General features: G+C 68.6%; 21 protein-coding genes. 12 read left to right on the top strand and 9 right to left on the bottom strand.

Annotated features, from left to right (window positions below):
* Positions 1-56: 56 nt before the first annotated feature.
* The 3 genes from AB0A95_RS16370 to AB0A95_RS16360 all read right to left on the bottom strand — a co-directional run bounded on the left by AB0A95_RS16370 (position 57) and on the right by AB0A95_RS16360 (position 3,653).
* Positions 57-833: an MOSC N-terminal beta barrel domain-containing protein gene (locus tag AB0A95_RS16370; protein ID WP_357556547.1), complete on the bottom strand. Its 777-nt coding sequence runs from the start codon at positions 831-833 to the stop codon at positions 57-59.
* Positions 834-1,537: 704 nt separating this feature from the next.
* Positions 1,538-2,245, bottom strand: coding sequence for an SDR family oxidoreductase (locus AB0A95_RS16365; RefSeq protein ID WP_357556546.1), 708 nt, complete (start codon positions 2,243-2,245; stop codon positions 1,538-1,540).
* A gap of 418 nt (positions 2,246-2,663) precedes the next feature.
* Positions 2,664-3,653 (bottom strand): hypothetical protein, encoded by a 990-nt coding sequence (locus AB0A95_RS16360; RefSeq protein WP_357556545.1) that lies wholly within the window; start codon positions 3,651-3,653, stop codon positions 2,664-2,666.
* 290 nt (positions 3,654-3,943) lie between these two features.
* Here AB0A95_RS16360 and AB0A95_RS16355 point away from each other — a divergent pair, with 290 nt between their 5' ends.
* Positions 3,944-4,069 (top strand): hypothetical protein, encoded by a 126-nt coding sequence (locus tag AB0A95_RS16355; RefSeq protein ID WP_357556544.1) that lies wholly within the window; start codon positions 3,944-3,946, stop codon positions 4,067-4,069.
* Positions 4,070-4,122: 53 nt separating this feature from the next.
* Here AB0A95_RS16355 and AB0A95_RS16350 read toward each other — a convergent pair whose 3' ends face one another.
* Entirely contained in the window at positions 4,123-4,923 is an 801-nt protein-coding gene (locus AB0A95_RS16350) for a helix-turn-helix domain-containing protein (RefSeq protein WP_357556543.1), read from the bottom strand.
* A 97-nt stretch (positions 4,924-5,020) separates the two neighbouring features.
* On the opposite strand from AB0A95_RS16350, the gene AB0A95_RS16345 reads away from it, so the two are divergent.
* Together AB0A95_RS16345 and AB0A95_RS16340 are read left to right on the top strand one after the other, a co-directional pair.
* Positions 5,021-5,497, top strand: a complete 477-nt coding sequence (locus tag AB0A95_RS16345; RefSeq protein ID WP_357556551.1) for a VOC family protein — start codon at positions 5,021-5,023, stop codon at positions 5,495-5,497.
* 111 nt (positions 5,498-5,608) lie between these two features.
* Complete coding sequence (locus tag AB0A95_RS16340; RefSeq protein ID WP_357556542.1) at positions 5,609-8,305, top strand: AAA family ATPase; 2,697 nt, start codon at positions 5,609-5,611, stop codon at positions 8,303-8,305.
* 68 nt (positions 8,306-8,373) lie between these two features.
* On the opposite strand, the gene AB0A95_RS16335 is transcribed toward AB0A95_RS16340, so the two are convergent.
* Both AB0A95_RS16335 and AB0A95_RS16330 read right to left on the bottom strand, forming a co-directional pair.
* Positions 8,374-9,009 (bottom strand): SRPBCC family protein, encoded by a 636-nt coding sequence (locus AB0A95_RS16335; RefSeq protein WP_357556541.1) that lies wholly within the window; start codon positions 9,007-9,009, stop codon positions 8,374-8,376.
* Entirely contained in the window at positions 9,006-9,491 is a 486-nt protein-coding gene (locus AB0A95_RS16330; RefSeq protein WP_357556540.1) for an SRPBCC family protein, read from the bottom strand. Before AB0A95_RS16330 ends, AB0A95_RS16335 begins: the two co-directional genes overlap by 4 nt.
* Before the next feature lie 411 nt (positions 9,492-9,902).
* Between AB0A95_RS16330 and AB0A95_RS16325 the strand changes: the two genes are divergently transcribed.
* The 5 genes from AB0A95_RS16325 to AB0A95_RS16305 all read left to right on the top strand — a co-directional run bounded on the left by AB0A95_RS16325 (position 9,903) and on the right by AB0A95_RS16305 (position 14,820).
* Positions 9,903-10,574, top strand: coding sequence for a Crp/Fnr family transcriptional regulator (locus AB0A95_RS16325; RefSeq protein ID WP_357556539.1), 672 nt, complete (start codon positions 9,903-9,905; stop codon positions 10,572-10,574).
* 110 nt (positions 10,575-10,684) lie between these two features.
* A complete protein-coding gene (locus AB0A95_RS16320) occupies positions 10,685-11,503 on the top strand; it encodes a hypothetical protein (protein WP_357556538.1) in 819 nt (272 codons plus the stop codon).
* A complete protein-coding gene (locus AB0A95_RS16315) occupies positions 11,500-13,554 on the top strand; it encodes a hypothetical protein (protein WP_357556537.1) in 2,055 nt (684 codons plus the stop codon). The genes AB0A95_RS16320 and AB0A95_RS16315 overlap by 4 nt, the downstream gene beginning before the upstream one ends.
* 1 nt (position 13,555) lies before the next feature.
* Positions 13,556-14,314: a hypothetical protein gene (locus AB0A95_RS16310; protein ID WP_357556536.1), complete on the top strand. Its 759-nt coding sequence runs from the start codon at positions 13,556-13,558 to the stop codon at positions 14,312-14,314.
* A gap of 23 nt (positions 14,315-14,337) precedes the next feature.
* Positions 14,338-14,820 carry a Pycsar system effector family protein gene (locus AB0A95_RS16305; protein WP_357556535.1) on the top strand — a complete coding sequence of 161 codons (483 nt, stop codon included), beginning with the start codon at positions 14,338-14,340 and terminating at the stop codon, positions 14,818-14,820.
* Positions 14,821-15,003: 183 nt separating this feature from the next.
* Here AB0A95_RS16305 and AB0A95_RS16300 read toward each other — a convergent pair whose 3' ends face one another.
* Together AB0A95_RS16300 and AB0A95_RS16295 are read right to left on the bottom strand one after the other, a co-directional pair.
* Positions 15,004-16,206 (bottom strand): peptidoglycan DD-metalloendopeptidase family protein, encoded by a 1,203-nt coding sequence (locus tag AB0A95_RS16300; protein WP_357556534.1) that lies wholly within the window; start codon positions 16,204-16,206, stop codon positions 15,004-15,006.
* Between the two features lie 718 nt (positions 16,207-16,924).
* A complete protein-coding gene (locus tag AB0A95_RS16295) occupies positions 16,925-18,025 on the bottom strand; it encodes a LacI family DNA-binding transcriptional regulator (RefSeq protein WP_357556533.1) in 1,101 nt (366 codons plus the stop codon).
* A gap of 560 nt (positions 18,026-18,585) precedes the next feature.
* Between AB0A95_RS16295 and AB0A95_RS16290 the strand changes: the two genes are divergently transcribed.
* A complete protein-coding gene (locus AB0A95_RS16290; protein WP_357556532.1) occupies positions 18,586-21,294 on the top strand; it encodes an RICIN domain-containing protein in 2,709 nt (902 codons plus the stop codon).
* A gap of 193 nt (positions 21,295-21,487) precedes the next feature.
* Here the strand turns inward: AB0A95_RS16290 and AB0A95_RS16285 are convergent, their stop codons facing one another.
* Positions 21,488-21,772, bottom strand: coding sequence for a WD40 repeat domain-containing protein (locus AB0A95_RS16285; RefSeq protein WP_357556531.1), 285 nt, complete (start codon positions 21,770-21,772; stop codon positions 21,488-21,490).
* A gap of 230 nt (positions 21,773-22,002) precedes the next feature.
* On the opposite strand from AB0A95_RS16285, the gene AB0A95_RS16280 reads away from it, so the two are divergent.
* The 3 genes from AB0A95_RS16280 to AB0A95_RS16270 all read left to right on the top strand — a co-directional run bounded on the left by AB0A95_RS16280 (position 22,003) and on the right by AB0A95_RS16270 (position 25,112).
* Positions 22,003-22,311 carry a hypothetical protein gene (locus AB0A95_RS16280; RefSeq protein ID WP_357556530.1) on the top strand — a complete coding sequence of 103 codons (309 nt, stop codon included), beginning with the start codon at positions 22,003-22,005 and terminating at the stop codon, positions 22,309-22,311.
* Positions 22,312-22,675: 364 nt separating this feature from the next.
* Positions 22,676-24,256 carry a GAF domain-containing protein gene (locus tag AB0A95_RS16275; RefSeq protein WP_357556529.1) on the top strand — a complete coding sequence of 527 codons (1,581 nt, stop codon included), beginning with the start codon at positions 22,676-22,678 and terminating at the stop codon, positions 24,254-24,256.
* Complete coding sequence (locus AB0A95_RS16270) at positions 24,216-25,112, top strand: universal stress protein (protein WP_357556528.1); 897 nt, start codon at positions 24,216-24,218, stop codon at positions 25,110-25,112. The genes AB0A95_RS16275 and AB0A95_RS16270 overlap by 41 nt, the downstream gene beginning before the upstream one ends.
* Positions 25,113-25,160 lie beyond the last annotated feature (48 nt).

Below are 25,160 nucleotides of genomic sequence, written 5' to 3'. Positions count from 1 at the left end.
ACGGCGCCAGCACAGCCCACTCGTGATTCGTCAGATCGCCTCGTGCCACAACGGGTCTAACGAGCGAGATTCATGATCCGCGAGACAGAACCTAGCCCGGCCACAGGGATGCGGTAGTGCCGGGCCAGGGCGCTCAGCACGGAGAGGTCGGCCGGCAGTTCGGCCTGGGAGAGCCCGGGAATGACGCACCTCGGAGTGGGCAGGACCACCCGGAGCACGACATCGCCCAGGCGTAGTTCCTGCCCCGGTTCGGGGTCACGCGGTGCGTCGATGACCAGGTTCGGGCGAAACCGCTCTGCGTCCACACTGATACCTCCCATGCGCTCACCCAGCAAAGACAGCGCACCAGTGGTCACAATATGAACGGCGCCGAAGTCGACGAACCGGCCGACCCGCTCCGCGCCCGCGATCGCCGTGATCGCTTCCTGGCCGGGCCGGGCACCGCCCATCCAATCCGGCACCATGCCGGCCTCATCAGGCAACGTTCGGTGCAGCCTCGCGTTGGGCGGCAGCTCCCGGCTTAGCCGCACCGGCCGGCCCAGGTGCTTGCTGAGTGCCGAATCTGCCGCAGCGCTTCCGGCTCGCAGCGACGTGCCGTCGACATGCAGCGTCAACATCGTCTTCGGGCCGTCATCCCGCATTGTCGTACCGACATCGAACAGACGACCCCATCGTCGGGGGTGTTTGGCACTGCCGACCGTCACGTCCAGGCAGTCGATACAGGCCCACGTCCGATCGCCGCGCAGACCGGTCGACTCGACATGAGCCGCCTGGAGAACCTCACCCCGGGCGCTCTTGAGCGGGTAACGCCAGAGGGCGACAACCGTTTGCATGACGATTATGCTGCCCTACCGCCGTAAGCACCGAGGTGCTCACCAGCGCCGGACAGAGACGAGAAGCTCTGACCTGCGGTGCTGGAGATCGAGCGGGGCGGCGTGACCTCCCAGTGACATCCGAAGTGGTCACCTCTCGCTGGTTGATGACCTCTTCGGCGGTACCGAAGGCGTCAGCGCTGGCCTCCGGCAGAGGCGGTAGAGCCGTGTCCGCCCATGTCGCTGTTCGGCGATTCGCCGCAGAGTTGCGCGATCTTCGTGGTCGGCTACGCGAGGTGGTCGAGGGCCGTTGGTTTGCGTTGCCTGATGCTCCAGGTGGCTCAGCCTGAGATGCCCACACAAAGCAACCAACCGCCGTACGTCCTGAAACTCGCACCTCGCAGCTAGCCGGATCTGCTGCGGGGCCGACGCCTGGGCGGTCGGGTGCCGACCATCATTCGTCGCGGTTCTGCCAGCGGAAGCGGGCGAGCTGCCGACCTCGAGGGCTTCAACTGGCGAGGATCTACCAACGAGCGCCGCGGCGTGAAGTCCAAGCCGTGGATCAACGGCTTGCGGTGCCGATCACGATCTTCAGCGCTTCGCTCGACGTCCGCACCCCTGCGGCCGTCAGGCGGAGACCCGGCTTCATGAGAATCCGGGTCCGCCCGCCGGGCGTACGCCCGTTGACCAAGCCGCTTACTTCGGCAGGCGGATTACCGGTGAGGTCAGGCGAAGAGGTTGCCGGTGATGTCGGCGTAGAAGTCGGCGGGATCGCGGGAGAGGGAGGCCTTGACGTTGGCGGTGGGCTTGTCAGCGATGACTTCGATCTTGCCTGCTTCCAGTCCGTCGAGGGCCTGGGCGACCACCTCGTGGGGCGCGAGCTTGGGGATGTCGATGCCAGCCATCATGTCCGTGTCGGCGATCGCCAGCGCCAGGGCGGTGACCAGAGTCTTCTGGTCGGCCAACTCGAGTCGGATGCCGTTCGTCAGGGACCACTCCGCGGCCTTGGAGGCGGCGTAGCCGTTGCTGCCGGGGCTGAAGGTGTACCAGCTCAGCGCCGAGATGACGTTGAGGATGGCGCCACCGGCCAGCCTGGGTGCGAAGGCGCGGGTGACGTTGAGAGTGCCCCAGAAGTTGGTGTCGAGGTCGCGGCGGATGTTCTCCGTGGAGGGGCCGAGCAGCGGGGCTTCAGTGGAGGTGCCGGCGTTGTTGATGAGGATGTCGAGGTCGCCCACCTTGCCTGCGGCGACCTCGATGGACGCGGGATCCGTGATGTCCAGTTGGAGCGCGATGGCACCGGGGATGTCGATGCTTTCCAGGCGACGGGCGGTCGCATAGACGGTGGCGCCCCGGGTGAGGAGGGCCTCGGCGAAGGCCTTGCCGAGGCCGCGGTTAGCTCCGGTCACGAGAGCTGTTGAGCCGTTGATTTGCATATCGCCACGGTAAAACCTCACGTTGACGTCAGGGGCAAACTTGTGCGAGGTGAATCACGCTTGCCCGTGTCGGCGGCGCTCGGCTCAGGGCGACCCGGGTGCGGCCGGTAACGCCCAGTCGGGCGGAACGGGCGTCACCGACCGCGCGAACTGATCAAGAGCTGATGATGAGGGTCCTCGACCCGCCGGCGGGTGCAGCGGGGAAGCGCGACCCAGCCGAGTTCCCGAGGCATGAAGGGACCGCGCTGCCGGTGACCGAGCCGTTCGACCGGTGGCCCGACGGCGACCTGCACTGGAACGGTGCCCAGGTCTAGGGCCTGTGTGGTAGTCCGTCACAGCCATTCGTCGATGGCGGCGAGTTGGATGGTGCTTCGTAGTGGACGGCCAGCTTGTCGGCACGCCATGGAGGGAGGCCGCGTCACTGCATAGCGGTGGCCGGGGGGTGATCGATTGATTCGGGGCAGTGGAAGGTGTACAGCGAGTAGCCGCGCCCGATCTGCACGCCGACGGTGTCTGGGGACGCGGTCGGGTCTTCTTCGGCCGGGCGCCAGCTGCAATGCATGCCGTTCCAGTCGCTTGAGCCGACCGTGAGAATCAAGGTCATCGTGGTGCCGCAGGCAGCACAGTCCATCGCGTACGGATCGGTCAGTGACCAGTTCGCGTACCCACCGACCTTCCATCCGGGCGCGAGCGACAAGTCGCTCTGATAGTGGGGACGGCTCTGGTCTTCGTCGTCATCCCACTCGTCGAGCCGCTCGCGTAGGTCGTCGGGGAGCAGGGCGGCGTATTGGTACTCGCGGACCTGCTCGGGGTGTACCACGCACGGAAGCGGCAGGTACGTGTCGCTGATCACCGGCGGTTCGGGAGGCGCTTCGAGCAGCGGGCCAACGGCGGAACTGTCACGCCAGTAGAGGAAGACGCGAGGGCTGTAGTGCCGGTCCGAGTGGTCCACCGGGCACCAGAGCACCTGGAGTAGGTCGGTGCCGTCCGGTCCGGCGTAGTCCGGGATATCTCGTCGGTACAACTGCGCGACCGGGACCAACGGGATGGGATCCTCGATCAGGTCGTCCAGGTCCAGAGCGTCGGCCGCATCGAGCTCGGCCCGCTCCTCCGCAGCCAAGAAGTCTCCGCCCGGCAGCGGCTCCCGAGCTTCTGCGGTCGCGAGAATCTCCCGCCTGCGGTGCAGGGCGGCCGGGGTCGTCAGGTTCCATGGCTCGTGCGCCCCGGCGTCGTCGCAGACCGGCCATGCCTCGTCGGCCGGCCATAGCAGCGGTCCGCCGACCGAGCTGTCCGTAATGGTCGGAGCGCCGGGTCGGGGATGCAGGCGGGTAGCGGTGCTGGAATGTTCCCGCAGTTCAGGGAAGAGTGCCGCGATGTCCAGAGGACGCGGAGGTGTGGTGCGGACCATGGACGTGGATTTTATGGCTCACGTGCAGGTCCTGAGCTCCGGGATGGCTGGCACCGGCCGGCGTCTCGAGTCGCCTAACGCCACCGTGCCGAAGTGCTGTCGAACGATGTGGGGCGTTGCAGGTGAGCGGGCGGAACGGTGCTGCGGATCCGCCATCTGAGACGCCGATCCCACGAGCAATGTTATGAGGGCCTTTCAGGATGGTGCCCCTCGGACAAAAAACTTCGCGGAAAATCACGATAAGTGGGACAGGTCGACTGTCCGTTCAGGCCCATTTAGGTTCAGATGCCGTGAGTCTGGAATGCCTGCTGGTGCGGCCGGCCGCATGGGCCGGTGTCTCCGGTTCGCCGTCGGCCAGCCACTCGATCAGCTCGGAGATCAGCTACGGAACGTCGTCGGCGTCCGGCCCGGTGTAGACGTGTCGGCCGGTGTGCGCCTCGTCGATGTGGATGTCTCCCGGGCGGTAGCGTCAACCCAGTCGATCCAGCTTCTCGCGAGCGGCAGTGTCGGGCCGAGGCGTGAGGACCACGAGGCGCAGGTCGGTGTTCTGGGTGGTCAGGACGTTGGCGTCCAGCGGGATGGCCCCCACGTCCGGGTGTACGGCGGTCTTGTGGGCGCTCTCGTGAGGGGCCACCGCGCCGAGGGCCCAGAGGCGGCAGAACCTGTCGTTTCCGGCCATGCGTGAGATCAGTGCCGCCACGTCGGGATCGTTCGGATAGCGGGCGCTGGTGGCGCGCAGATCGGCCACCAACGACTGCTCGAAGTAGGCGCGCTCGGTGTCGGTCTGGCGGACTCGGGGGTTTCGGGCTTCGAACTGGACGATCAAGGCGTTGCGATCATCGGCGGTGGTGCCGGCGGGGTCGCCGAAGGCGGCCGCGAACAGCCGGTTCCAGTGCAGCAGCCGCCACGCGGCGTCGTAGACGGCCACCGGGGTGTCGTCGAGATGGTCGATGACGCGGTGCAGGCTGCCGGGGATCAGGTGGGGTATGCGGTCCGGAGCCGCGGCGAAACCGGCAAGGCGCATCAGGTGCGCCTCCTCGTCGTCGGAGAGTCGTAACGCGCGGGCCAGGGAGGTGCACACCTGCGCCGATGGGGTGGCGGCCCGGCCCTGTTCGAGGCGTGCCACGTATTCGGGGGAGATGCCGGCCAGTGCTGCCAGCTCGCCGCGTCGTAGCCCGACGACGCGGCGACGAGCGGCGTTCGGGAGACCGACCGCGGCCGGGTCCGTGCGATCCCGCCAGGCTCGCAGCGCGGCTCCGAGGTCATTCATGAACCCATGATCCGCCATCGGTCCTCCGGGGAGCTGGGTGGTACCAGCGGTACGCGGAAGACCTGTGCCTTCCACAGTGCTGGCTCGGCCCCTCAGGATGGGGATCATGAGCAAAGTGACCAGAATGCATCACATCGGAGTGCCAGTCAGCGATTTGGCGCGGTCGGTGAGCTGGTACGAGGACGTCCTCGGCATCGCGCCGAACGGCGTGACGATCTCGGCGACGAACCCGGCGATCGGTGCGGTTGTCGAGGTCGAGAACGCGTCGATGCGGGCATCCTTCGCGTTGGCCGGTGACAACGTCCTGCTGGAACTCATCCAGTACGACAACCCGCAGCCGAGGCCCTTCACCGGGCGCAACTCTGACGTCGGGGTGATGCACCTGTGTTTTGAGGTCGACGACCTCGACTCGGCCCACCGCGACCTGGTGCGGCGGGGCGTGCACGTCAACGCCGATCCGGTCGTGCTTCAGGACGGCGATGGCGTCGAAGCGGGGACGCTGGCCGGGACGAAGATCCTCTATCTCCGTGACCCCGACGGCATCCAGCTGGAACTGTTCGAGTTGCCCTCGTAGGAGCGCCGACTCCGAACCCGGCGCCCGTCCCGGTCGGTGCGCTGCTCTGGATACCATCGGTGGGGCCGAACAAACGGAGGGCACCATTCGTCCGGCGACACACAGAAGCTGATGACAGATATCAGGTCGGGATTGTTCGTCGCTCGCGAGGCGGAGTTGGGCGAGATCGCCTCGGTGACGGCAGCCGCGGCGCGGGGTCGCGGCGGGGCGATGCTCGTTCTCGGTGACGCGGGGATCGGTAAGTCGACGCTCATCGGTGCGGCCGCTTCGCGGCTCGACGGATGGCGGGTGCTGCGGGCCGGTGGTGTCGAGTTCGAGAGCGAGCTGCCCTACTCGGCCCTGCACCAGTTGTGCGCGCCCGTGCTCGACCACCGCGCTGGGCTCCCCGTGCCGCAGCGGAGCGCGCTCGACGCGGTGTTCGGGCTGCGGGCCGGGGCCACGCCGACCCCGATGCTTGTCGGCCTGGCCGTCCTCGGCCTGCTGAGTGCCGTAGGCCGGCGCAGGCCGGTGTTCTGCGTGGTCGACGACGTGCAGTGGATCGACGCCGGCTCGCGGCAGGTACTGGCCTTCGTCGCGGCACGCGTGGCGGCGGAGCGGGTCGCCATGGTGTTCGCAGCCCGCGACGCCGCCTCGGTGTCGGCGCTCGGTCGCCTACCCGCCCTCACTCTCACCGGGCTCACCGATTCGGAATCCCTCACCCTGCTGCGCTATCGGGCACCATTCGGCCACGAGGCGGCGATCGTGCAACGGATCCTCGCCGAAGCGGCCGGCAACCCGCTCGCCCTGGTGGAGTTCGCCCGCGACGCCGGACCGTTCGGGCTACCCGGGGACGCCGGGCACCGCGCCGTGGAACACCGCTTCGTGAGTCGGTTCCTGCGGCTGCCGGCACCCACGCGCTCGGTTCTGGCGCTGGCCGCTGCGGAGCCGACAGGTGACCTCGTTCTGCTGCGGCGTGCGATGGCGATCCAGGGGCTGGACGCCGTGGACCTGGCCGCGGCCGAGGACAGCGGCATGTTGGTGACCGGGCCCCGGGTGCACTTCCGGCATCCGTTGGCGCGTTCCGCGGTGTACCTGTCGACCGGCGCCGGGGCGCGACGGCAGGCACACGCGGCGCTCGCCGCCGGTACGGACGTCGACGTCGATCCCGACCGTCGCGCCTGGCACCAGGCGAACGCGATCACCGGCCCGGATGAGGAGACCGCAGCCGAGTTGGAGCGTTCGGCCGGGCGGGCACAGCGCCGCGGCGGACTCGCGGCCGTGGCCGCGTTCCTCGAGCGCGCGGCCCGACTGACACCCGGCCGGTCGCGGCAGGCCCGCCGGTTGTTGGCCGCGGCGAGGGCGCGGTTGGGTTCGGGGGAACCCTCTGCCGCCCGGGAGTTGGTGGACGAGGCCGAGCGTCTCCAGCCGGACCAAGCCGGCCGGTGCGCCGCGCGACTGCTGCGCGCGATGATCGACTATCACGTGACGCGCAGTATCCCGGCGACGATCGCGCTCATCGACGCGGCCGACGGCGTGGGGCCCGATGAGGTCCGCGAGACCTACCTGGAGGCGTTCGCATCGCTCATGTTCAGCGTCGACGAGCCGGGGAGGTTACGGCATCTCGCCCTGCACATCCGGGAACGGGTACCCCAGCGTCAGCCGCCACGTCCGGTCGACCTCCTGTTGCAGGCGTTGGTTGAGCAGAACCTCCGCCCGGTGGACGAGGCGATGCCCGTGATGCGCCGCACGGTCGACGCCTTCCGGGACCACGCCCGCACGCCCGACGCGAATCCGTGGTGGATGGAACGCGCCTGCGTGTTGAGCGTCGACCTCGGTGACAGCGATGCCATGGAGGAGATCGCCGACCGTCAGGTGGAACTCGCCCGGGCACAGGGCGCCTACGCGATCCTTCCCCATGCGCTGCGCTTCCAGGCGGTCGCCCGGACGATCGTGGGCCGCTTCGCCGACGCGCAGGTCTGCATCATCGAGGCGCGTGCGGTCGACGAGGCCGCCGGGACGTCAAACCTCGTCGGGTCCGACCTGATGCTTGCCGCCTGGAGCGGGGACGTCGAACGGTTCCGCGAGATCCGGGAGAAGCTGCGCGACTGGGTGGGGGTGAAACCCACCGCGCTGCACTACGCGATCGGCGTTCTGTGCAACGGCAGCGGCGACCATGAGGCCGCGATCGACGCGTTGCTGCTCGTACGGGACCAGCACCGGCGCGGGGCGTACGCCGCCTCCGTCTTCCACCACGAGCTGGTCGAAGCCGCCGCGTACGTCGGACGTCCCGAAGAAGCCAAGGAATCGGCTGCATGGATCGGGGATGTCGCACGGGTCAACCCGAACGCGTGGACGACCGGTGCGCAGCTACTGGCGAGTGCGCTGCTCGATCCGGGGCTCGGCGCGCAGGACCTCTACCGTGCCGCGATCAGCCGGTTCGCCGGGAGCAGGATGCGAGTCCACTACGCGCGTGCCCGACTGCTCTACGGGCAGTGGCTGCGACGGGTCGGCCGTCGCGCCGAGGCGCGGGTGGAGCTGCGCGCCGCGCACGAACTGCTCTCCACCGTCGGCGCGCGCGGGTTCGCCGGCCGCGCCGCCCGCGAACTGGATGCCATCGGGGAGCCGATCCTGGCCGACGACGCCGATCCGCTCGCGGGGCTGACCGCCCGCGAACTACTCGTCGCCCGCAAGGTCGCGTCCGGCGCGGGCACCAAGGAGGTCGCCGCGCTGCTGTTCGTCAGCCCGCGAACGATCGACGCCCACCTGCGCAACCTCTACCGCAAACTGGGCATCACCTCACGCCGGCAGCTACGAGAACTACTCCGCTGACGGAGCCGGGCCGATCGAGCGACGAAGGGGCCCCGCCGGTACGAGACCGGCGGGGCCCCAGGGTCACGTCAGCGCCGGGCCCGATCACACTCCCGTTCGGCACGCGTCTTCAGCTCCGTCAGCCACGTCTCCAGGCCCGCCCCGAGAGCCACGGTGGAGAAATCGACGTCCTGCTCCACCTGGTCACCGCGCCACGTCTCCTCGGTACGCACGAGAACCCGGCCGTCGATCTCGGTGAACGTCCACACGTGCACCCCCTCGTCGATGCGCAGCCCCGCTCCGATCGCCGGGCCGTCCCACCGAAGACACCTCTGGTGTTGAAACTGCCGGACGGTGGACGTGACGACGAGGGTCGTGGCGGGATTGAGCGCGGTCTCGAGGACCGGTGTCGTCCACCGGAACGACGAACCGGGACGCAGTGGGCCACGATCGAGCCGCTTGCTGGACAAGACGGGCTTCTGCCACGACGGCCAGCGTTCCACGTCGGTCTGCAACTTCCAGACGGTCCGTAGCGGAGCGTCGATCGTCGTCTCCGTCCGATAGCGAATCTTCGCCGCGGTGTCGACAGTCCTTCCCGCACATCGCACCGTCGCGTGGTCGGCACCGACATCGCGCCTGACCTCGGCCCGAGCCGGCGCACCCGCGGTGCCCACGAGGCCGGCCACGACCACTGCCGTCGCGACGGCAAACACACGATTCTTCACGGGGCGGTCACCGCCTCGGCGGTGCCCTTGAGTCGTTCCAGCCACCTGGCGAGGGTCGTGTCGAGGCCCTCCTGGAACGGCCCAGGGTCGGCATCGACAGGCGGGCCGGCGAAGGACTCCTCGGTCGACACCTGCACGCCGTCGCCGGCGGGACTGAGCGCCCAGACGTGGACACCGAGGACCCCGTCCGGTCCGTCACCGTATCCCCGCCACACGAGGCGTTCCCGCGGCCGTACCTCAACGATCGTCGACTCGATCTCCATTCCCGCGGCCGACCAGCGGAACACGGAGCCCGGGGCGAGCGGACCGGGTGTTTCCACGCGTGCGTACGGGATTTCTGGCAGCCAGGTCGTCCATGCGTCGATGTCGGTGAGGATCCGCCACACGGCTTCCGCCGACGCGGTCACCGTGACGCTGTGGCGGCTGACCACCGGGGCCGACACGTCAATGCCGGCCTCGTCGGTGTCCGTAATGTTCTCCATCGTGAGCCTCTCTGCGGTCACTGACCATCGGATCGCCGGGCACGAGAGTGAGCCGCTAGATCCACACCCGGCAGAAGCGATCGTGCCAAGACGGCAACCGCTACACATCGGCAAGAACTACCTAGTTCGCGGTACGTGGGCCGGCCGGTGAAGATCCCTACCTCCGTGCCTGCTACCGGCCTCGTCCCCGCCCAGGCGCGATGCCGATGCCCGCTCTATCTGCGCCCGGGTCTGCCCGCCGGCGACCACTGACGCGGCCCTGGTGCTGGGGATGGCTCTTCCGGCACGCTGTGGCCGGGTGAGCACGCAGCACCTCCTGCGCGTCGGCGCCGTATCAGCGTGGTGCCTCGGTCTCTGGGCGGGTCCGGCTTGAGGGTAGGCCGGAGGGAATCTACTCGTTACCTTCTGTGCGTGGACGTTGACGACCTGTTCGCCAGCAGTGGCGGTCTCGCTTCCTTCCTTTCGACGACCGACTGGGCCGCGATGTGCTCGCTCGGATCCCGGTGCCTCATGGCCACCGACTACCCGCTATTCCGACAGGGCGACGAGGGGGAGCACGCTTACGTGATCCTCAGCGGCGCGGTCAAGGTAGTTCGGGGCGAAGCAGCGGGAAAGAGCGCGATCCTGACGATTCGCGGGGCTGGCGACGTCGTGGGCGACCTGGCCGTGATGGACGGTGGCCGCCGCTCCGGCACGGTTTCGACGCTGACCCCCATCGTGGTCCGGGTGGTCCCAGGGGCGAGTTTCAAACGGTTCATCGAACGGCCCTCCGTCGCCGCCGCCTACGCCCGGTATACCGTCAACCGCCTCCGACAGTCTGACGTCCAGCGGACGGAGATCGCCGTCCTTCCGGTACGGCAGCGCCTAGCCCGGGCGCTTCTCCGGCTCTACGTGACGGCTGACGCCGCTGGTGGCCAACGCGCCTTCGAACTGCCGCAACAGGATCTGGCAGAGTTAATCGGCGCGTCCCGGAACGCCGTCGTCCTCGCGCTCGGGGTTCTCCGCGCCGAGGGCGTGCTGGACACCCATCGCATGCGGGTATCGATCCTCGACGTCGATGCACTGCATCGGCTGGCCAGATGACGCAGTGACTGAGAACCGCGTCACCTCTGCTGTGCACAGTGGTGGGCAGCGCTACCCAAGCAGGCCGGACACGATTGCCTTCATTCGGCCGCCTGCGAAGGGAACGCGACATGGAGCAGTCACCCCCGTTCGAGCAGTCCCGCCCGCTACCGCCGTACCGCGCGGTGCTGGCGGTCGACGCGAAGGGCTTCACAGACCTGCCCGGCTGTACGCACGAGAACGTCTCCCGCACTATTCACCGGCTCGTAGGGGACGCGATGCGGGATGCCGGGCTGGACGCGGAGTGGTCGAGTCCCGACTTCTACGGCCCAACCGGGGACGGCCTGGCCGTGGGTTTGCCCACCCGGATACTCCCGTATCTCGTCCATCCCTTTCCGGCAATGCTTCAGCATCGTCTGGACGACCACCGGCGCCAACACCCCGGGGAGGAGCCTCTGCGGTTGCGGGTGAGCCTGCACGTGGGTCCCCTGCCGACCGACTCGGCGGCAGTGGGGCAGGGGGGCAATGGGACAGCACGTAACGAGACGCACCGACTACTGGACTCCGGAGTGGTCAAGAGCGCGCTCACGGAAGCCAAACCGCGCATCACCCTGGTTGCCATGATCGTCTCGGATCGGGTCTTCCACGACGTGATCAGTGCTGGTTACTCCGGTCTGCACCCGGACCACTTCGTCGACGTGGAGGCCCGGGTGGAGGGCAAGGCGTTCGCGCAGCGTGCGTGGCTGCACCTACCCACTCCGTCGGGCGCCTGGCCGGTGGGCCGGACAGGCGAAGCGGAACCCGCATCGGAGTCTCAGTCCCCGCCGGGGCTCGCCCACCGGCCCTCGCAGCCGGTGGGCACCAACTACGGGCAGGTGGTCGGGGGTGGGACCGTACACGGCGGAATGCACCAGTCCTTCGGCGGTAACCCCCTCGGGAGCCGATCGTGAGCCCCGAAGAGACCGTGACTTTCGCCGAGGACGACCGGCTCGAGGATGACCTCTACCCAGAGGCGGTCAGCGGCATCAACGTCGGGCAGGTGGTCACCGGCGGCACCGTGCACGGCGGAGTGCACCAGACCTTCGTCGAGAACAAGCTGATCAACGAAGCCATTCGCCGGCACCATCTACTACGGGCCTACATCGAGCAGGTCGTGCAGTCACTCGCGCCACGCAGCTACCGACTGGCCAGCCAGGACCAGGATCTCACTCTCGACCGGGCCGCCGCAGCCCGCGTCCTCGGCGACCAGCCATGGGTGGTGGTGCTGGGCCCGGCCAACTCCGGGCTGCGGACCGCTGCGGTCGCGCTGCTGTACGAGTCGAGCCAGGCGGGGCGGCGATTGGAGGAAGTTCTGATCGACGAGGAGCGGGGGCGCCCGTTCGCTGCGGCGGAGCTTCCAGCGGAACGGGGGGTGACATACCTGTTATGTCTGCCGGACCAGCGGGAACGGGTGAGCCCCGACCTGGGCCGCCGGTTGCAGGCCCACGCGGCGCACCTGGCGACCCTGGACGCGAGTCTGGTGGTCGCGGCAACCCCAGCCGTCTGGGCCGCCGCCGGCGGCGTCGGGACCGTCTCCATCTTTCAGGTCCCGCCCCCAGACCTTGCGGAGGTGGTACGTCGCGAGTGCGCGGTGCACGCTGTCGACGCTTCCTCCATCATCGGGAATCCGGCCATCGACGACTTGCTGGCCCGAGCCACGGTGATGGACGCTATGCGGCTTACCGGGATCATCGTGACCGCCCGCCGCAACCATCCCGGGCATGACGTGTCGAAGCTCGTCGAGGAGGTGTGCGGGGCCTACGGCGACTGGGACGACGTCCTGGCCAACTGGTTCAGCGTAGCCAGGAGTGTCCGGCATCGACTGTTCCTCGTCGCAGCCGCTCTGCTCGAGGGAGAGCCACCGGCAGAGGTGCTGGACGCCGTCAACTCGCTCGGCCAGACCCTGGGTGACCTGCCCTCCGCCCGCTCCGACGGGCTCACGGAAATCGGACTACGGACGCTGATGACCGAGATCAAAGCCGAGGTGGTGGACGGTGGGCTCCGGTTCGAGCGGGCGAACTACGGAGTGGCGGTGCTGACCTTTCTGCACGGTGACCGTTCTGCCTGGTTCCACAAGAAGCTGTGGGAGTGGGCCATGGACCTGCCGTTACGGCGGAACGACCATCGGCAGACCCGGCTGGCGGAACGGATTGTCGGGAATCTGGTGGCCATCGTGCTGCGGAGCCGGGACACCCGCCCGCTGGTGTGGCTGAATCGCTGGACCGGACGGCCGAATCTGCGGCCCCACGTGGTGCAGGCCCTGACGGCCACTGCCATGAGCGACGAGGTCGGGGCTGACGTGCGGAGCCTGCTCTACCGCTGGTCGCGCTTGGAACGTGCGAGTGACCAGTCCCTCTGCACCATCGCCGAGGTCTGTTCAGGTGAACTCGCCCGGCTCTATCCCCGGGTGTCGCTGACCCGTCTGAGCCACATCGCCCACCGCGATTCTCCGGTGGTCCGGGATGCCATCGTGACGGCGGTGAGTCGGCTCTGGGAGATACCCCGGCTACGCCGTCGGATCGTCGAGGTGGTTAGCAACTGGTCCGAGGGTGAACCTGGTGGTCGTACGAGAACGGCGTGGGCGGTGTTCGCGGCGCTCGCCCGTAGTGAGTCTCATCCCGTGTTGCTGACCTGGCATGACGAGTCGTCGCGCATTGGGCTTGTCGGGGCCGTGGCCCGACTCTTCGATCAGACCGAGGGCGATGAGGCCCGTACGGAGTTCGGCGAGAGTCTGCTCGACGCGGCGCTCTTGTCCGAGGCTAGTCGGACCCGGATTGTCGAGTTCCTCGGGGACGTGGTGCGTCGTGGGGACGGCGGGACCCGCCGTCTCGTGCGCCTCTCCAAGCTGACGTTCGCGTGGCAGCCGGTCGATCGCGACGTGGCCAACCCGGATCGGCGTGACGTGCGTGACCACGTCGTCGAGAGCCTGCACCAGGTCGATCCACTCACCGTAGGAGCATGAGATGCGTGATCTCTTGCGGGGTTTCTCCCGGGAGTGGGCGTCCGGCGAAGAGAAGCACCCCCCTTTCCCGTTCCCGTCCCACAGGTTCGAGGCCACGCTGGCTAGCGCGCTGCCCGGCGCGAACTTCCAGGCGGAGGTGACCGTTGAGTGGCGGGGACGTGAGCCGGAGGCCGAGGCCAAGGTTCGTGCCTTTGCCTGGGATCACCTCGCCCGGTGGGCTGCCACCAGGCGCGTCACGGTTGCGAGTCACCTGGCTGATCTAATCAATGCCAGGGGCGTCACCGAGATTGCCGTGCCGCAGACCAGTCTGGTCCTCACCCATCTGCGTGTCCGGATCACCGTGCCTGCCGAGGCGCTTGCCGTGACCACCGCCTGGGAGGAGGCCGAACGACGCGCGACTCTGGAGAAGCAGCGTCGCGGGGACGAACTGCGTCAGCTTCGGTGGCTGCGTGACGAGATCTTCGGCAGGCCGGACATAGCTCGGATGTACTGGCATCTCCACCACCCGGCCGATCTGCGGTCCTTGACGGACCCTGTCTTCGATACGATCGCCGCTCAACTTGGCGGTGATGAGCGTGTGACTGCGTCCCCGCAGGTCGAGGAGGACCCGATCAGTGTGCTCATCGGAAAGTTTGTCGACGGGCTCAGTGCGGACGAGCGCAGGCACCTGATCGGCCAGCTCGGTCGGGTGTTCCGTAGCTTCGACCGCACGGACCTCGCCATGCAGCTGGGGGACCCGAGTGACCGAGTCGAGTCGTGACGGGGGCGCTCCGGTCCTCCTGTTTGCAGAGCGAAGCGGGATGGAACGCCCTCCAGCAACTACACGAGACAATTCGTTTCGCTGACGTGAAGGCGGCTGCGGTCCTCGCAGCCGCCGGGCTTCTGGGCGGCAGCCTGTGGTCCGGCCAGGACTCCCTGACCGTGACGGGCCCGGCCTGGTCGCCGGTGCTCCCGGTGTTCTCCGCGGTAGCGGCCGCGACGAGTGCGCTCCTCGCGTTGCACACGCTGATGCCGCGACGACAGGCGGCTGCGTCGGAGCCGCTGCACCATTTCGCGTACGTGGCCGAGCGTTACGGACGCAACAGCCAGGGATTCGTCGACGCTTGGTTGGCAACCACAGCCGATGAAGATGCCACCGCCAGGATGCTGGCGGGACACGTCTGGGCGGCGCACATGGTGGCGAGTCGCAAGTTCGCCTATGTCACGTGGGCGATCCGACTTCTGGTGCTCGGAGTGTTGGCGTGGCTCGTGGCCGGGCTGGTCTGACGACGCCGTTGTCGTTGAGGGCGCGGGCGATGCTGGCCACGCTCCGGCCGGCAGGGCGCTGCTCGAAGCTCCACCAAGCGGGGGAGACTCCCGGCGGGCTGCCCCGGTAGCTCTCCGGCTCACCGGGCGAGTCGGTGGCGCGAACGCCAGGGCCGCGAGCCGTGGCGTTCGCGCCGCCGCTCGTCAGTAGCTGCAGCCCGAAGCCGGCAGGCTGGTCACCGGCGGGGGCGTGGCCCCGTCGTACACGGCCAGAAGCCACGGTTGGGGGCAGCGGGGGCCGCCGCCCACCTGGATCGCCAGGTGCAGGTGCGGCCCGGTGGAGTTGCCGGTGTTGCCCGTGTCGCCAATCTGCTGACCCGCGGACACCTGCACACCAGACCCGACCCGGTGGGCGGAGAAGTGGCAGTACGTGAAGACCGCGCCGAGCGCGGTGAGCGTGGCGCCATTGCCGCAGCTGGCGTTGTAGAACGTCTGGACGGTGCCACTCGCCACGGCCAGAGCCGGCGTTCCCGTCGGGACCCCGATGTCGATGGCCGGGTAGTCATGATGCGGGTCGTCGTACTTGCTGCGGGGCGCGGCGCTGGGCGGCAGCGGAAGCGAGTGCTGCCTCACGACGGTGTTGGTGTACCAGATTACCGTGGTGCCCTGGTACAGCACGAGGTTGCCGTCGTTCTGTAGTACGAGGTGGGCTCCGGCCCGGCCGGGTGTGCTCGTCTGCCAGATGAAGGTGCCGTTGGCCCGGTACAGGACCAGGTTGCCGTCGGTCTGCATATCCAGGTAGGCGCCCGGGTGGCCATCAGTGTCGGTCTGCCACGAGTACGAGCCGTCCGGCCGGTAGAGGACCAGGTTGCCGTCGGTCTGCATGGCCAGCTTGTGGCGCCTGTCCGCCGAGTACATGTCCTGACCGGGCGTCAACCGCTCACCCGGCGACAGGACACTCTTGGGGATCCAGGTGTCGGTCTGCCACAGCACCCGGCCGGACTGGAGCAGCACGAGGTTGCCGTCGTCCTGGAGTTCGAGGCGGGCTCCGGCGCGGCCGGGCGTGTTGGTCTGCCAGATGAAGGTGCCGTTGGCCCGGTACAGGACCAGGTTGCCGTCGGTCTGCATATCCAGGTAGGCGCCCGGGTGGCCATCAGTGTCGGTCTGCCACGAGTACGAGCCGTCCGGCCGGTAGAGGACCAGGTTGCCGTCGGACTGCATGGCCAACCTGTGCTGCCGGTTGCTGGAGAGCAGATGCTGCCCGCCGGTGAGTCGTTCGCCAGGGCCCAACAGGCGGGTGCCGGGAGCCGCCTGGACGGGCGATGCGGCGGTGGCGATCACGCCGATCGTCATGATTGCCGCGGACACGGCTCCGGCGACCGCGCGCCGCCATCGTGTTGTTGTCACTGTTCGTCTCCTCAGGGTTTCGGGCCGCTGCCCCGGAACGTGGTCTCACCGGTTCTGCGGCGGAGGTCTGGCGGTTCGTCCGGTCCGCGTCCGCAGCCGGCACCCGTGGAGGTGTCGGCGCGGTCGTCGATTCTGATGGAGCGCGTCGAGCCCGGGTTCGAGCTGATGGATACGGTCGCCGAACGTCGGTCAACCGGGGTCGCTGCTGTGGCAGCCGGCAGCGGTCCAACTGAGCGGCGAGGGTGGCTCCGTTGACGGCGCGTTCGCCGCCGCCCAGGCCGGACGTACGGTGGAAGTCCTGTTTCATCGGCCGCGGTGGCGCACCTCGGGTCGGCGGTGCGGTTGCCCTACCGGCCTTGCGGCGGCGGGCTCGCGTCGAGCAGCGCCACAGCCACCGGCCGTTCGGGCTCCGCCCGGCTACCGGCTGAGCGTGTCAAAGGATTGATCATTCGGTCCCTTGCCGGGTCGGAAGGTGCCGCCCTTGTGCGACGAGTCCAACGACGCAGGAGCGTCCAACGCCGGGCACACAGTACATGTGCATCTGTCGCTTGGGTACGGCGCCGCCAATCCATAGCTGGGGGTGCGTCGGGCAACGGAGTGCTGGGGACGGGGGTATCGAGAGAGGTGCGCGTCCGTGCGGGTAGTGCCGCCGCTTGTCAGCGACGGCCGGTGCGGGCCTCGGGTGACGCGCCGCCGTAGGTGGACGGATCGCCGCTGATCAGGGCTGACCGTTCGGGTCACCGTGGGCATGGGGGATCGCTCGGCGGCCACGTCCCGGGCTCGGCCCCTGCGGTGGTGGCGCCGTGGAGGCGCGGACGACGAGCTCGACCGGTTGGTCGGCCACCGGTGGAAGCTCGACGTCCGGCTTCTCGATGACCTGTACCAGCAGCGCGAGGCCCTGCCGCACTGCCGCATCGAACGGCTGCCGCACGGTGGTGAGCGGGGGAGTGACGTAGGCGGCGACCGGGATGTCGTCGAACCCGACGACGCTGATGTCCGCGGGCACGCGGCGTCCGGCCTCGAGTTGCGCGCGGATGAGACCGATCGCCATGTCGTCGTTCGCGGCGAACACCGCGGTCACGCTGCCGTCGCGGGCCAGTTCCCGGCCGGCCGCGTAGCCGGACGCGGCCGACCAGTCGCCCTCGACGACCGGCGGCTCGTCCGCGCCGTGGGCTCGCAGCGCCTCGCGCCAGCCGGCGAGCCGGTCCCGTGCCGAATACCACTGCTGCGGGCCGGCCAGGTGATGGACGGTCGCGTGCCCCAGCTCCAGCAGGTGGTCGGTCACGGCCCGCGCGAGCCGGCCCGCGCCGACCCTGGCGGTCACCACCTGCGGCGCGGAGAAGGTGGGCGGCGCGCCGAGGACCAGGACCGGCACGTCGACGCTGATGAGGCCCACGCCCTCGTCGATCGGCTCGGAGATGATGACGCCGTCCACGCCCTGGTCCAGCAGCGAGGCCAGGGCGCTCGCGATGCCGCCCGGGTCGCCCTCGATCGTGGTGGCCACCCGCAGCGTGTAGCCCACCTCCCGGACCGCCCGCTCGATGCCCATGAGCCACGACGCCGGCCCGTACAAGGCGCTGCCGAGCGTCACCACGCCGATCGACCGGGTCCGCCCGGAGGCCAGCGCCCGGGCCGCCTGGTTGCGCCGGTAGCCGAGCTCCGCGGCGGCGTCCAGGACCCGCCGGCGCACGTCGGCCGAGACATACGGCTCGTCGTTGAGGACCCTGGACACCGTCTTCTGGGAGACGCCGGCCAGCCGCGCGACGTCCACGCTGCGCGGCGTCGGAGGGCTTCCACCTGGCCTCGCCAGTCGCGTCACGGCACCTCCCATCGCCGGCCATAGTCCTGTATGATTGCGCAGTCATGTCTACGCAGTCAGACGCTCACCGTAAAGAGCCCGTAACCCGCCCGTGACGCTGGCGAAGCACGTTCCTTGCCACACCCTAATCCAGTTTCGAACCGAACAAGTCGGGCCGCCCGCCGACTTCGCCGAGGACCGCAGTGCTGTCTACTGCCTTCGACGTGTCACGCGGCTGGGTGCCCGCACAGGCGAATCGGTTCGCTATTCGATCGTCGCCGCGTCGGTGGACCGGCGACACGGAATGCCTGAGCGCGATGCCCCAGCGCCCCGGAAAGGCCGTATTTATCGTCGGCCACTCGAAGCTTGCGAGGCGTCGGGAGCAGGAAGTAACCGTCTTGAAACCTTGACTTCACGCTCCATGCGCCCATTAATACATAGCTATGTATCTGGGCCGCAATCACCCTTCCCGGGTGGTCGGCGACGCCGGCAGATTTGTCGAATCGATTCGAGTATCGGCCTTGAGGCTGTGCCCTGAACCGGTGTTGCGGAGCTGTCGGGTGAGTCACAGGAGGGTTACCGTGCATCGTACGAACGTCCACTGGGGTGGCCGATTTTCGGCGTTGGCCAGAGGGCTGGCCGCGACCGTGGCGCTCGCCCTGCCCCTGACGCTGGGTGGTCTGACCCTGGCGACCCCCGGATCGGCCCTGGCCGCGCCGGTCGCGACGCAGAGTGTCGCGGCCGCCGGAGTTGACGGTGTGGCGGCCGGCAACGCCGCGATCGCCTCGGTCGACCTGGCCGGGACGTGGAACTTCACGCCCGCGGGTCGGGGGGCGACCACGATCGCGGTGCCCGGTGGCGGCTGGTACAAGCAGGGCTTCACCACTGTGAACGAGGCGGTGTACTCGCGCAGCATCACAGTGCCGGACTCGGGGCAGCCGCAGTCGACCTGGATCGAGTTCGGCGCCGTCAACCACCAGGCGACACTGTCGGTCGACGGCCGCGTGGTCGCCACCCAGACGACGGCGTTCACTCCGTCGAACTTCGACATCAGCGCTTACGCGGCGCCCGGCACCACCCACACGATCACAGTGAACGTGAAGGGCCGCGGCGCGTTGAAGGCATCCAACGGCCGGTACCTGGTGCCCGACGCCGCCACGTGGTCCGAGGCGGTCCCGCAGGGGATCTTCGGGTCCGCGTTCCTGCGGGTGTACCCGGCGGTGTACGTCAGCGACACATTCGTGCGTACGTCGGTGGCGAACAAGACGCTGACCTACGACGTGACGGTGCGGAACACGTCGGGCAGTTCCCGGTCGGTGACGTTGACCGGGTCGCTGTCGTCCAAGAACGGATCGGCTTTCAGCTACCCCGAACTGCCCAGCCGTACCGTCACCGTGGCGGCCCGCTCGACCGCGACCGTGACCGTCGGGCCGGTCGCGTGGAACCTCGACAGCACCTCGTACTGGTGGCCCAATGTGCCGTACCGGTCGGGGTACCGGGCGCAGCTGCACGGGCTGACGGTGCATGCCGTCACCGACGACGGCCGGACGAGCGACGGCGAGTACCGGTTCGGGTTCCGGGAGGCCACCCAGAACGGTGACTACTACTACCTCAACGGCGTGCGCGTGAACTTCCGCGGCGACAACCTCCAGGGTGCCGACTATGACCGGATCAACAACGGCGGCAAGGGCGACGCGTACCACACCCTGCCCGGCTTCCTGCCCCCGTCGTCCGGCAACGGCGGCTGGCCGCAGGCGGTGGACAACTACCAGCGGCTGAACTACAACGTGGTGCGCATCCACCAGGAGCCCGGAAGCCCGTACATGTTGGATGTCGCCGACGAGATGGGCCTGATGATCATCGACGAGGTCGCGATTCGCGGCTCCCAGTCCTCGCAGGAGTGGCAGAACTCCGTCGGGCGCGAGAACATGATCAACCACGCCCGTGCGCTTGTCCTGCGCGACCGCAACCACCCCGCGATCATCCGCTGGAGTCAGAACAACGAGCCGAACCAGAGCGGCCAGGATTCCGAGCAGTTCGAGAAGGACCTGTACGCGGCGATGAACGGGGCCGACGGCACCCGGCCGATCATTGTCGAGGTGGGCGTCGGCAACAATGTCAGCCTGTATCCCGGGATGACGTACGCCAACTTCGCGGTGATCCCGCACTACGTCGACGGCTTCGGCCGGTACGGGGAGGGCCTGGTCACCGTGAACGGGCGGCCCGACGGCGAGGGCGAGTTCATCTGGCCGGCCTGCAACAACAAGCAGGGCTTCGAGTGGTTCGCCACCGCGACTGCTGCCAAGCGCGGCAAGGGCGCCACCGACCTGCGTCCGTACACGCTGCTGTCCGCCTGGGCCAGCGTCGTGCCCGGCGTGCGGTCCACCGACTTCACCCCGGAGGAGGGCGGTCACCCGATCTACGGAGTGGACAACCTGCCCGATCCGTGGAGCAACCCGCAGATCCAGCGCGTGCAGGCGGCGTTCAACCCGGTGGCCGCGATCGACCTCCCGTACTGGTCCGCCTCCGGCAATTCGGACTCGAACGGCAACTTCCCGCTGGCGCAGGCGGTGCCCACCTACGCCCGCAACGCCACGGTGACCCGCAACATCACAGTGTTCAACGACGACCTCACCAACACCTCGGTGGGCTTCACCTGGACCGCCCGGCTCGACAGCCCCACCGGCGCGGTCGTCGCGTCCGGCAGCACCACCCTGACCGTCCCGCTCGGCTCACGGGTCACCCAACCGGTGTCCTTCACCGCCCCCGCCACCGGCAGCCGCGTGTACCTGCAACTGTCGACCGCCAAGTCCGGCAGCACCGTCTTCACCGACTCGGTCGAGTACTTCAACCTCGGTGGAAGCGGCGGAACCGGGCCCGCAGCGGGCACCTACCGCATCGTCAACCGCAACAGCGGCAAGCCCCTCGCCATCGCCGGTAACTCCACCGCCGACGGCGCCAAGGCGGTCCAGCAGAGCGGCACCCCCACCTGGACGATCAGCACCACCCAGGACGCCTACACCCTGCGCTACACCGCCTCGGGAAAGATGCTCGACGTCAACGCCGGCAGCACCACGCAGGGCCTGCAACTACAGCAGTGGTCGGCCAATGGCGGCGCCAACCAGTCGTGGTACCTGCGGCCCACCGGCGACGGCTACTACACCATCGTCAGCCGTAGCAGCGGACTGACAGCCGACGTCTCCGGTGCCTCGACCAGCGACGGAGCACAGGTCGTGCAGTGGACCGCCAACGGCGGGACCAACCAGCAGTGGCAGTTCGTACCCGCCTGACCAGTGGCAGAGGTGGTTGACAAGTCCGACCGCCGGTGACCGTCTGACGATCGTTGTGATGTCTACTCGGGCGTGGGGGTTCCCACGCCCGAGTAGACCACGGCCCGATCTCGACAAAACTGGCGTGCGTCAATGCAGTCGATACTCTTGGGGTTCGCCTGCGCGGTCGCGTTGCGTGCTTCGGTCTGGCTGGTTACCAGTCGGCGATGGCGTAGAGCCTGACGACTCCGTCGCGCGCACCGACGGCCAGAGTGGCGCCGTCGGGTGCGTATTCGAGTGAGGTGACCGGGCCGTGTCGGCCGTCGAGGGTATGGACCTGTACGCCATTGCTGGCGTCGAAGTGCAGGACCCTCAGCGCCGGCTTGGACAGCTGGACCCAGCCGAGCAGGGGCCGGCCAAGACCCGCTGCCGTTTGAGCAACGCCTCGTGCTCCTAGAACTGGAACGCGGCCGGCACGCCAGCGCAATCGGCAGAGCACGCCAGGCCTGCCGTGGTGGCGTTGATGGCGCGACAGGCGCTACGCGGGCAATCCTTGCGGGCCACCGAGGAACGGATCGAAAGCCGCCGCAGCGCGCTGATCGCTCGGCTGGACGAGGGCTTCGTCGGTGACGAGGCCCCGCCCGGCAAGCCCTCACCGAACCATGAACGGATCTCCTGCTGGGGTAATTAGACACATCGATTACCGCCCGGGTTCATCCACAGTCCCGGATGCAGTGGCGTCATCGGAGCATCTGCGTCGATGAACAGGCTCCGGCGTCCTGGCTGGTCATCATCCTGAGCGGACCGGCGCTCTTTCTCGCCGGACACGCACTACTCGGGCGGCACGTGTTCACCCGCGTGTCCATGCCTCGGCTGATCGGGCTGGGCGTGCTCATCGCCATCGGTCCGCCCCTGGTCGGGCAACCCGTACTGGTACCCGCTGCGGCAGCCGCCGTCGTGCTCGCAGGGGTCGTCGGGTTCGACCTACTGCGCGGCGGCCGGGAGGTGGGCGATCAATCCTTGCCCCCACGGCTCTGAACCCGCCCACCCCAGCTCAGCCGCAAACCTTCACTCAGCTAACGATCATGTCCGCAATTGAATGGACCTCATCCCTGGAAGACGCGTCACCGCCAAACCCGTTCCGGCTGCCGACAGGGCTAATGTGAGGAGGGTGAGCGCACGGGGCGAGTCAGCGCAGGCCGCCGTTCTGGACGGGGCCGCAGCGTCGGCACCGCGCCGATGGCCCCATCAGCGGGTGCGAATCGCCCCCAAAGCCCTGATTGTGCCGAATCTAGCGTTATTGATGTTTGTCGAAGGCGCGGCAGCCCGGTGGCCGAGTACGGCCGCTGGACCTCGCCGGAATTGCACCGAGCCGGTGACATGAATGGCGAGCCGGGAAAGGTTGTCGCCGCTGCTCCAGGCCGTCGTCGGCATCGGTAGCGATCTCGACCTGCGCAGCACACTGTCGCGGATCGTCGTGGCGGCCTGTCAGGTGGCGGGCGCCCGTTACGGGGCCTTGGGCGTCATCGGACCTGACCGCAGTCTCGTCGAGTTCATCACCGACGGGATGACCGTCACCGAGCATGACCATATCGGTGACCTTCCGACCGGCCGTGGCGTGCTGGGCCTGCTCATCGATGAGCCATCGCCGATCCGGTTGCCGGACATCAGCAGCCATCCCCGTTCGCTGGGCTTCCCGCCCGGCCATCCGGTGATGCGCTCCTTCCTCGGGGTTCCGGTGCGCATCCGCGACCAGCTGTACGGCAACCTCTACCTGACGGAGAAACGCGGTGCCGCCGAGTTCAGCGACGCCGATGAGGAGATCGTCATCGCGCTCGCCGCCGCGGCCGGGATCGCTCTCGACAACGCCCGGCTCTACGCGGCGGCGGGCCGGCGCCAGCGCTGGCTCCAGGCGACCGCGGAGATCACCGACACCCTCGTCGGCCAGGTCGATCGCAGCGATGTGCTGCGGCTGGTGGTGGACCACGCCCGCGAGGTCGCCGGCGCCGCTCTCGTCGCGATCCTGCTGCACAACGAGACGACCGGTGAGCTGCGCGTCGAGGTCACCGCGCCGCCGAACGCGGCGCTGGACCGGGCGTCGATCCCGCTCGACGGTACGCCGTTCGAGCAGATCATCGCCGTCGGCGGCCATCTCCTGATCGACAATCTGGACGTCGCTGCGGACTGGCCCGCACCGTTGCCGACAGGACCGGCGCTGCTGGCGCCGCTGGCGATGACCGGAGCGGTGCAGGGGGTGCTCGTGGTGATCCTGCCGACGAGCAGCGTGGGCTTCGACAGTGAGTCCGACATCAACATGATCACCACGTTCGCCTCCCAGGCTGCCCTCGCCGTCGAGCGGGCACGGGTGCAGGAGGAACGCGAGATGATGGTGGTGCTCGCCGATCGAGAGCGCATCGCACGGGACCTGCACGACGTGGTGATCCAGCGGTTGTTCGCCACCGGTCTCGGACTGCAGGGGCTGACGCGCCGAGCCGAACCCGCAGACGTCCGGGAGCGCCTGGACCAGTCCATCGACGAACTCGACGCGACCATCCGCGACATCCGCAACGCCATCTTCGGCCTGCACAAGCCAGCCCTCGGATCGGTGCGCGCCGCGCTGACGGCTGCCGCTGACGATGCGACGAAGAGCTTGGGTTTCCGACCGCACCTGACCATCATCGGGGCTGTTGACCTCGCGGTCCCAGATCCGCTGCGCGCCGACCTGATCGCGGTCCTGGGGGAAGCGCTGTCGAACATCGTTCAACATGCGCGAGCGACAACTGTCACGATCGCTGTCGCCGTTGACGCAGGTCGCCTCATCCTGCGAGTGGCCGACGACGGCGTCGGCATCGGCGCGGCAACGGGCGGCAACGGGCTCGGCAATCTCCGCAGCCGTGCCGAGGAAAGCGGCGGCACCTTCGTCGTCACCGACGTCGACCCCCATGGCGCCATGCTGGTGTGGGACGTACCCCTCAAGGGCTGACCGCTCCTTCAATCCGCCACCGCCTCCCGGAGTCCCGGTCCTACCAGGTCTTTCGGCACTTCGCGCACCTGCTGCCGTCCGCGATCCTGGAGACACGGCCACCCATCGCCCGGTCGAGGCCGGCGATGCCGGCCGCAGACAGGAGGCCATGGATGGCAGAGCCCACGGGGCAGGTCGTGGTCGGCGTCGACGCCAACACCCCCACCACCGCCGTCAGCGCCGCCGGAGCCCGAGAGGCCACCCGGCTCCGCGTCGGCCTGCCGCTGGTCTATCCGCTCCCGGCATCGCCACCATGGTTGGTTGGCCTCGTGCCACCGCGTGCCGGCGGTGCGCCGCAGATGGCCCAACAGTTGCTCGATCACCTGGTCGAGAAGACAGCAGCGGCTCACCCCGGCATCGTCGTGCACGGCATCCTGCGCAGGGGCAGCTCGGCGGGCGCGCTGCTCGCCTGCTCCGCCAAGGCAGCGCCCAAGCAGTCGCGTTCGCGTTCCTGCAGGCCCGGGCGCGCTCCGCAGAACTGCACGCGATCCACGTGTGGGAGTCGCCGACCCGGCACGGCCGCAAACCGAGCCTCATGCCCGCGATCGCCACCGGGCCACTGCACACGGCGGGCGAACAGATGCTTCGCGAAGCGACAGTCGACGGAGAATCAGCGTATCCAGACGTCACGGTGGTGCGGAAAGTGCTGTACGGCGACACCCCGGTACGTGCCCTCTGCAATGCCGCCGATGATGCCGCCATGGTCGTCGTCGGCGCCCGCGGTGGCGGTGGTTTCGACGATCTGCTGCTCGGTTCGATCAGCGACGGCCTGGTGCGGTACGCCACTCGCATCGTCGCCGTCGTCCGAGATGCATGATCGCGCGAGCGGGTCGCCTCCCCCGACGGTCGGCAACGGAGTGCCAGT

The sequence above is a fragment of the Micromonospora sp. NPDC049230 genome (genome assembly GCF_040647875.1).
In the GTDB taxonomy this organism is placed as follows: Bacteria; Actinomycetota; Actinomycetes; order Mycobacteriales; family Micromonosporaceae; genus Micromonospora.
Note: the sequence above shows the minus strand (reverse complement) of the source record. Positions and strands in the feature narration are given on the sequence as shown.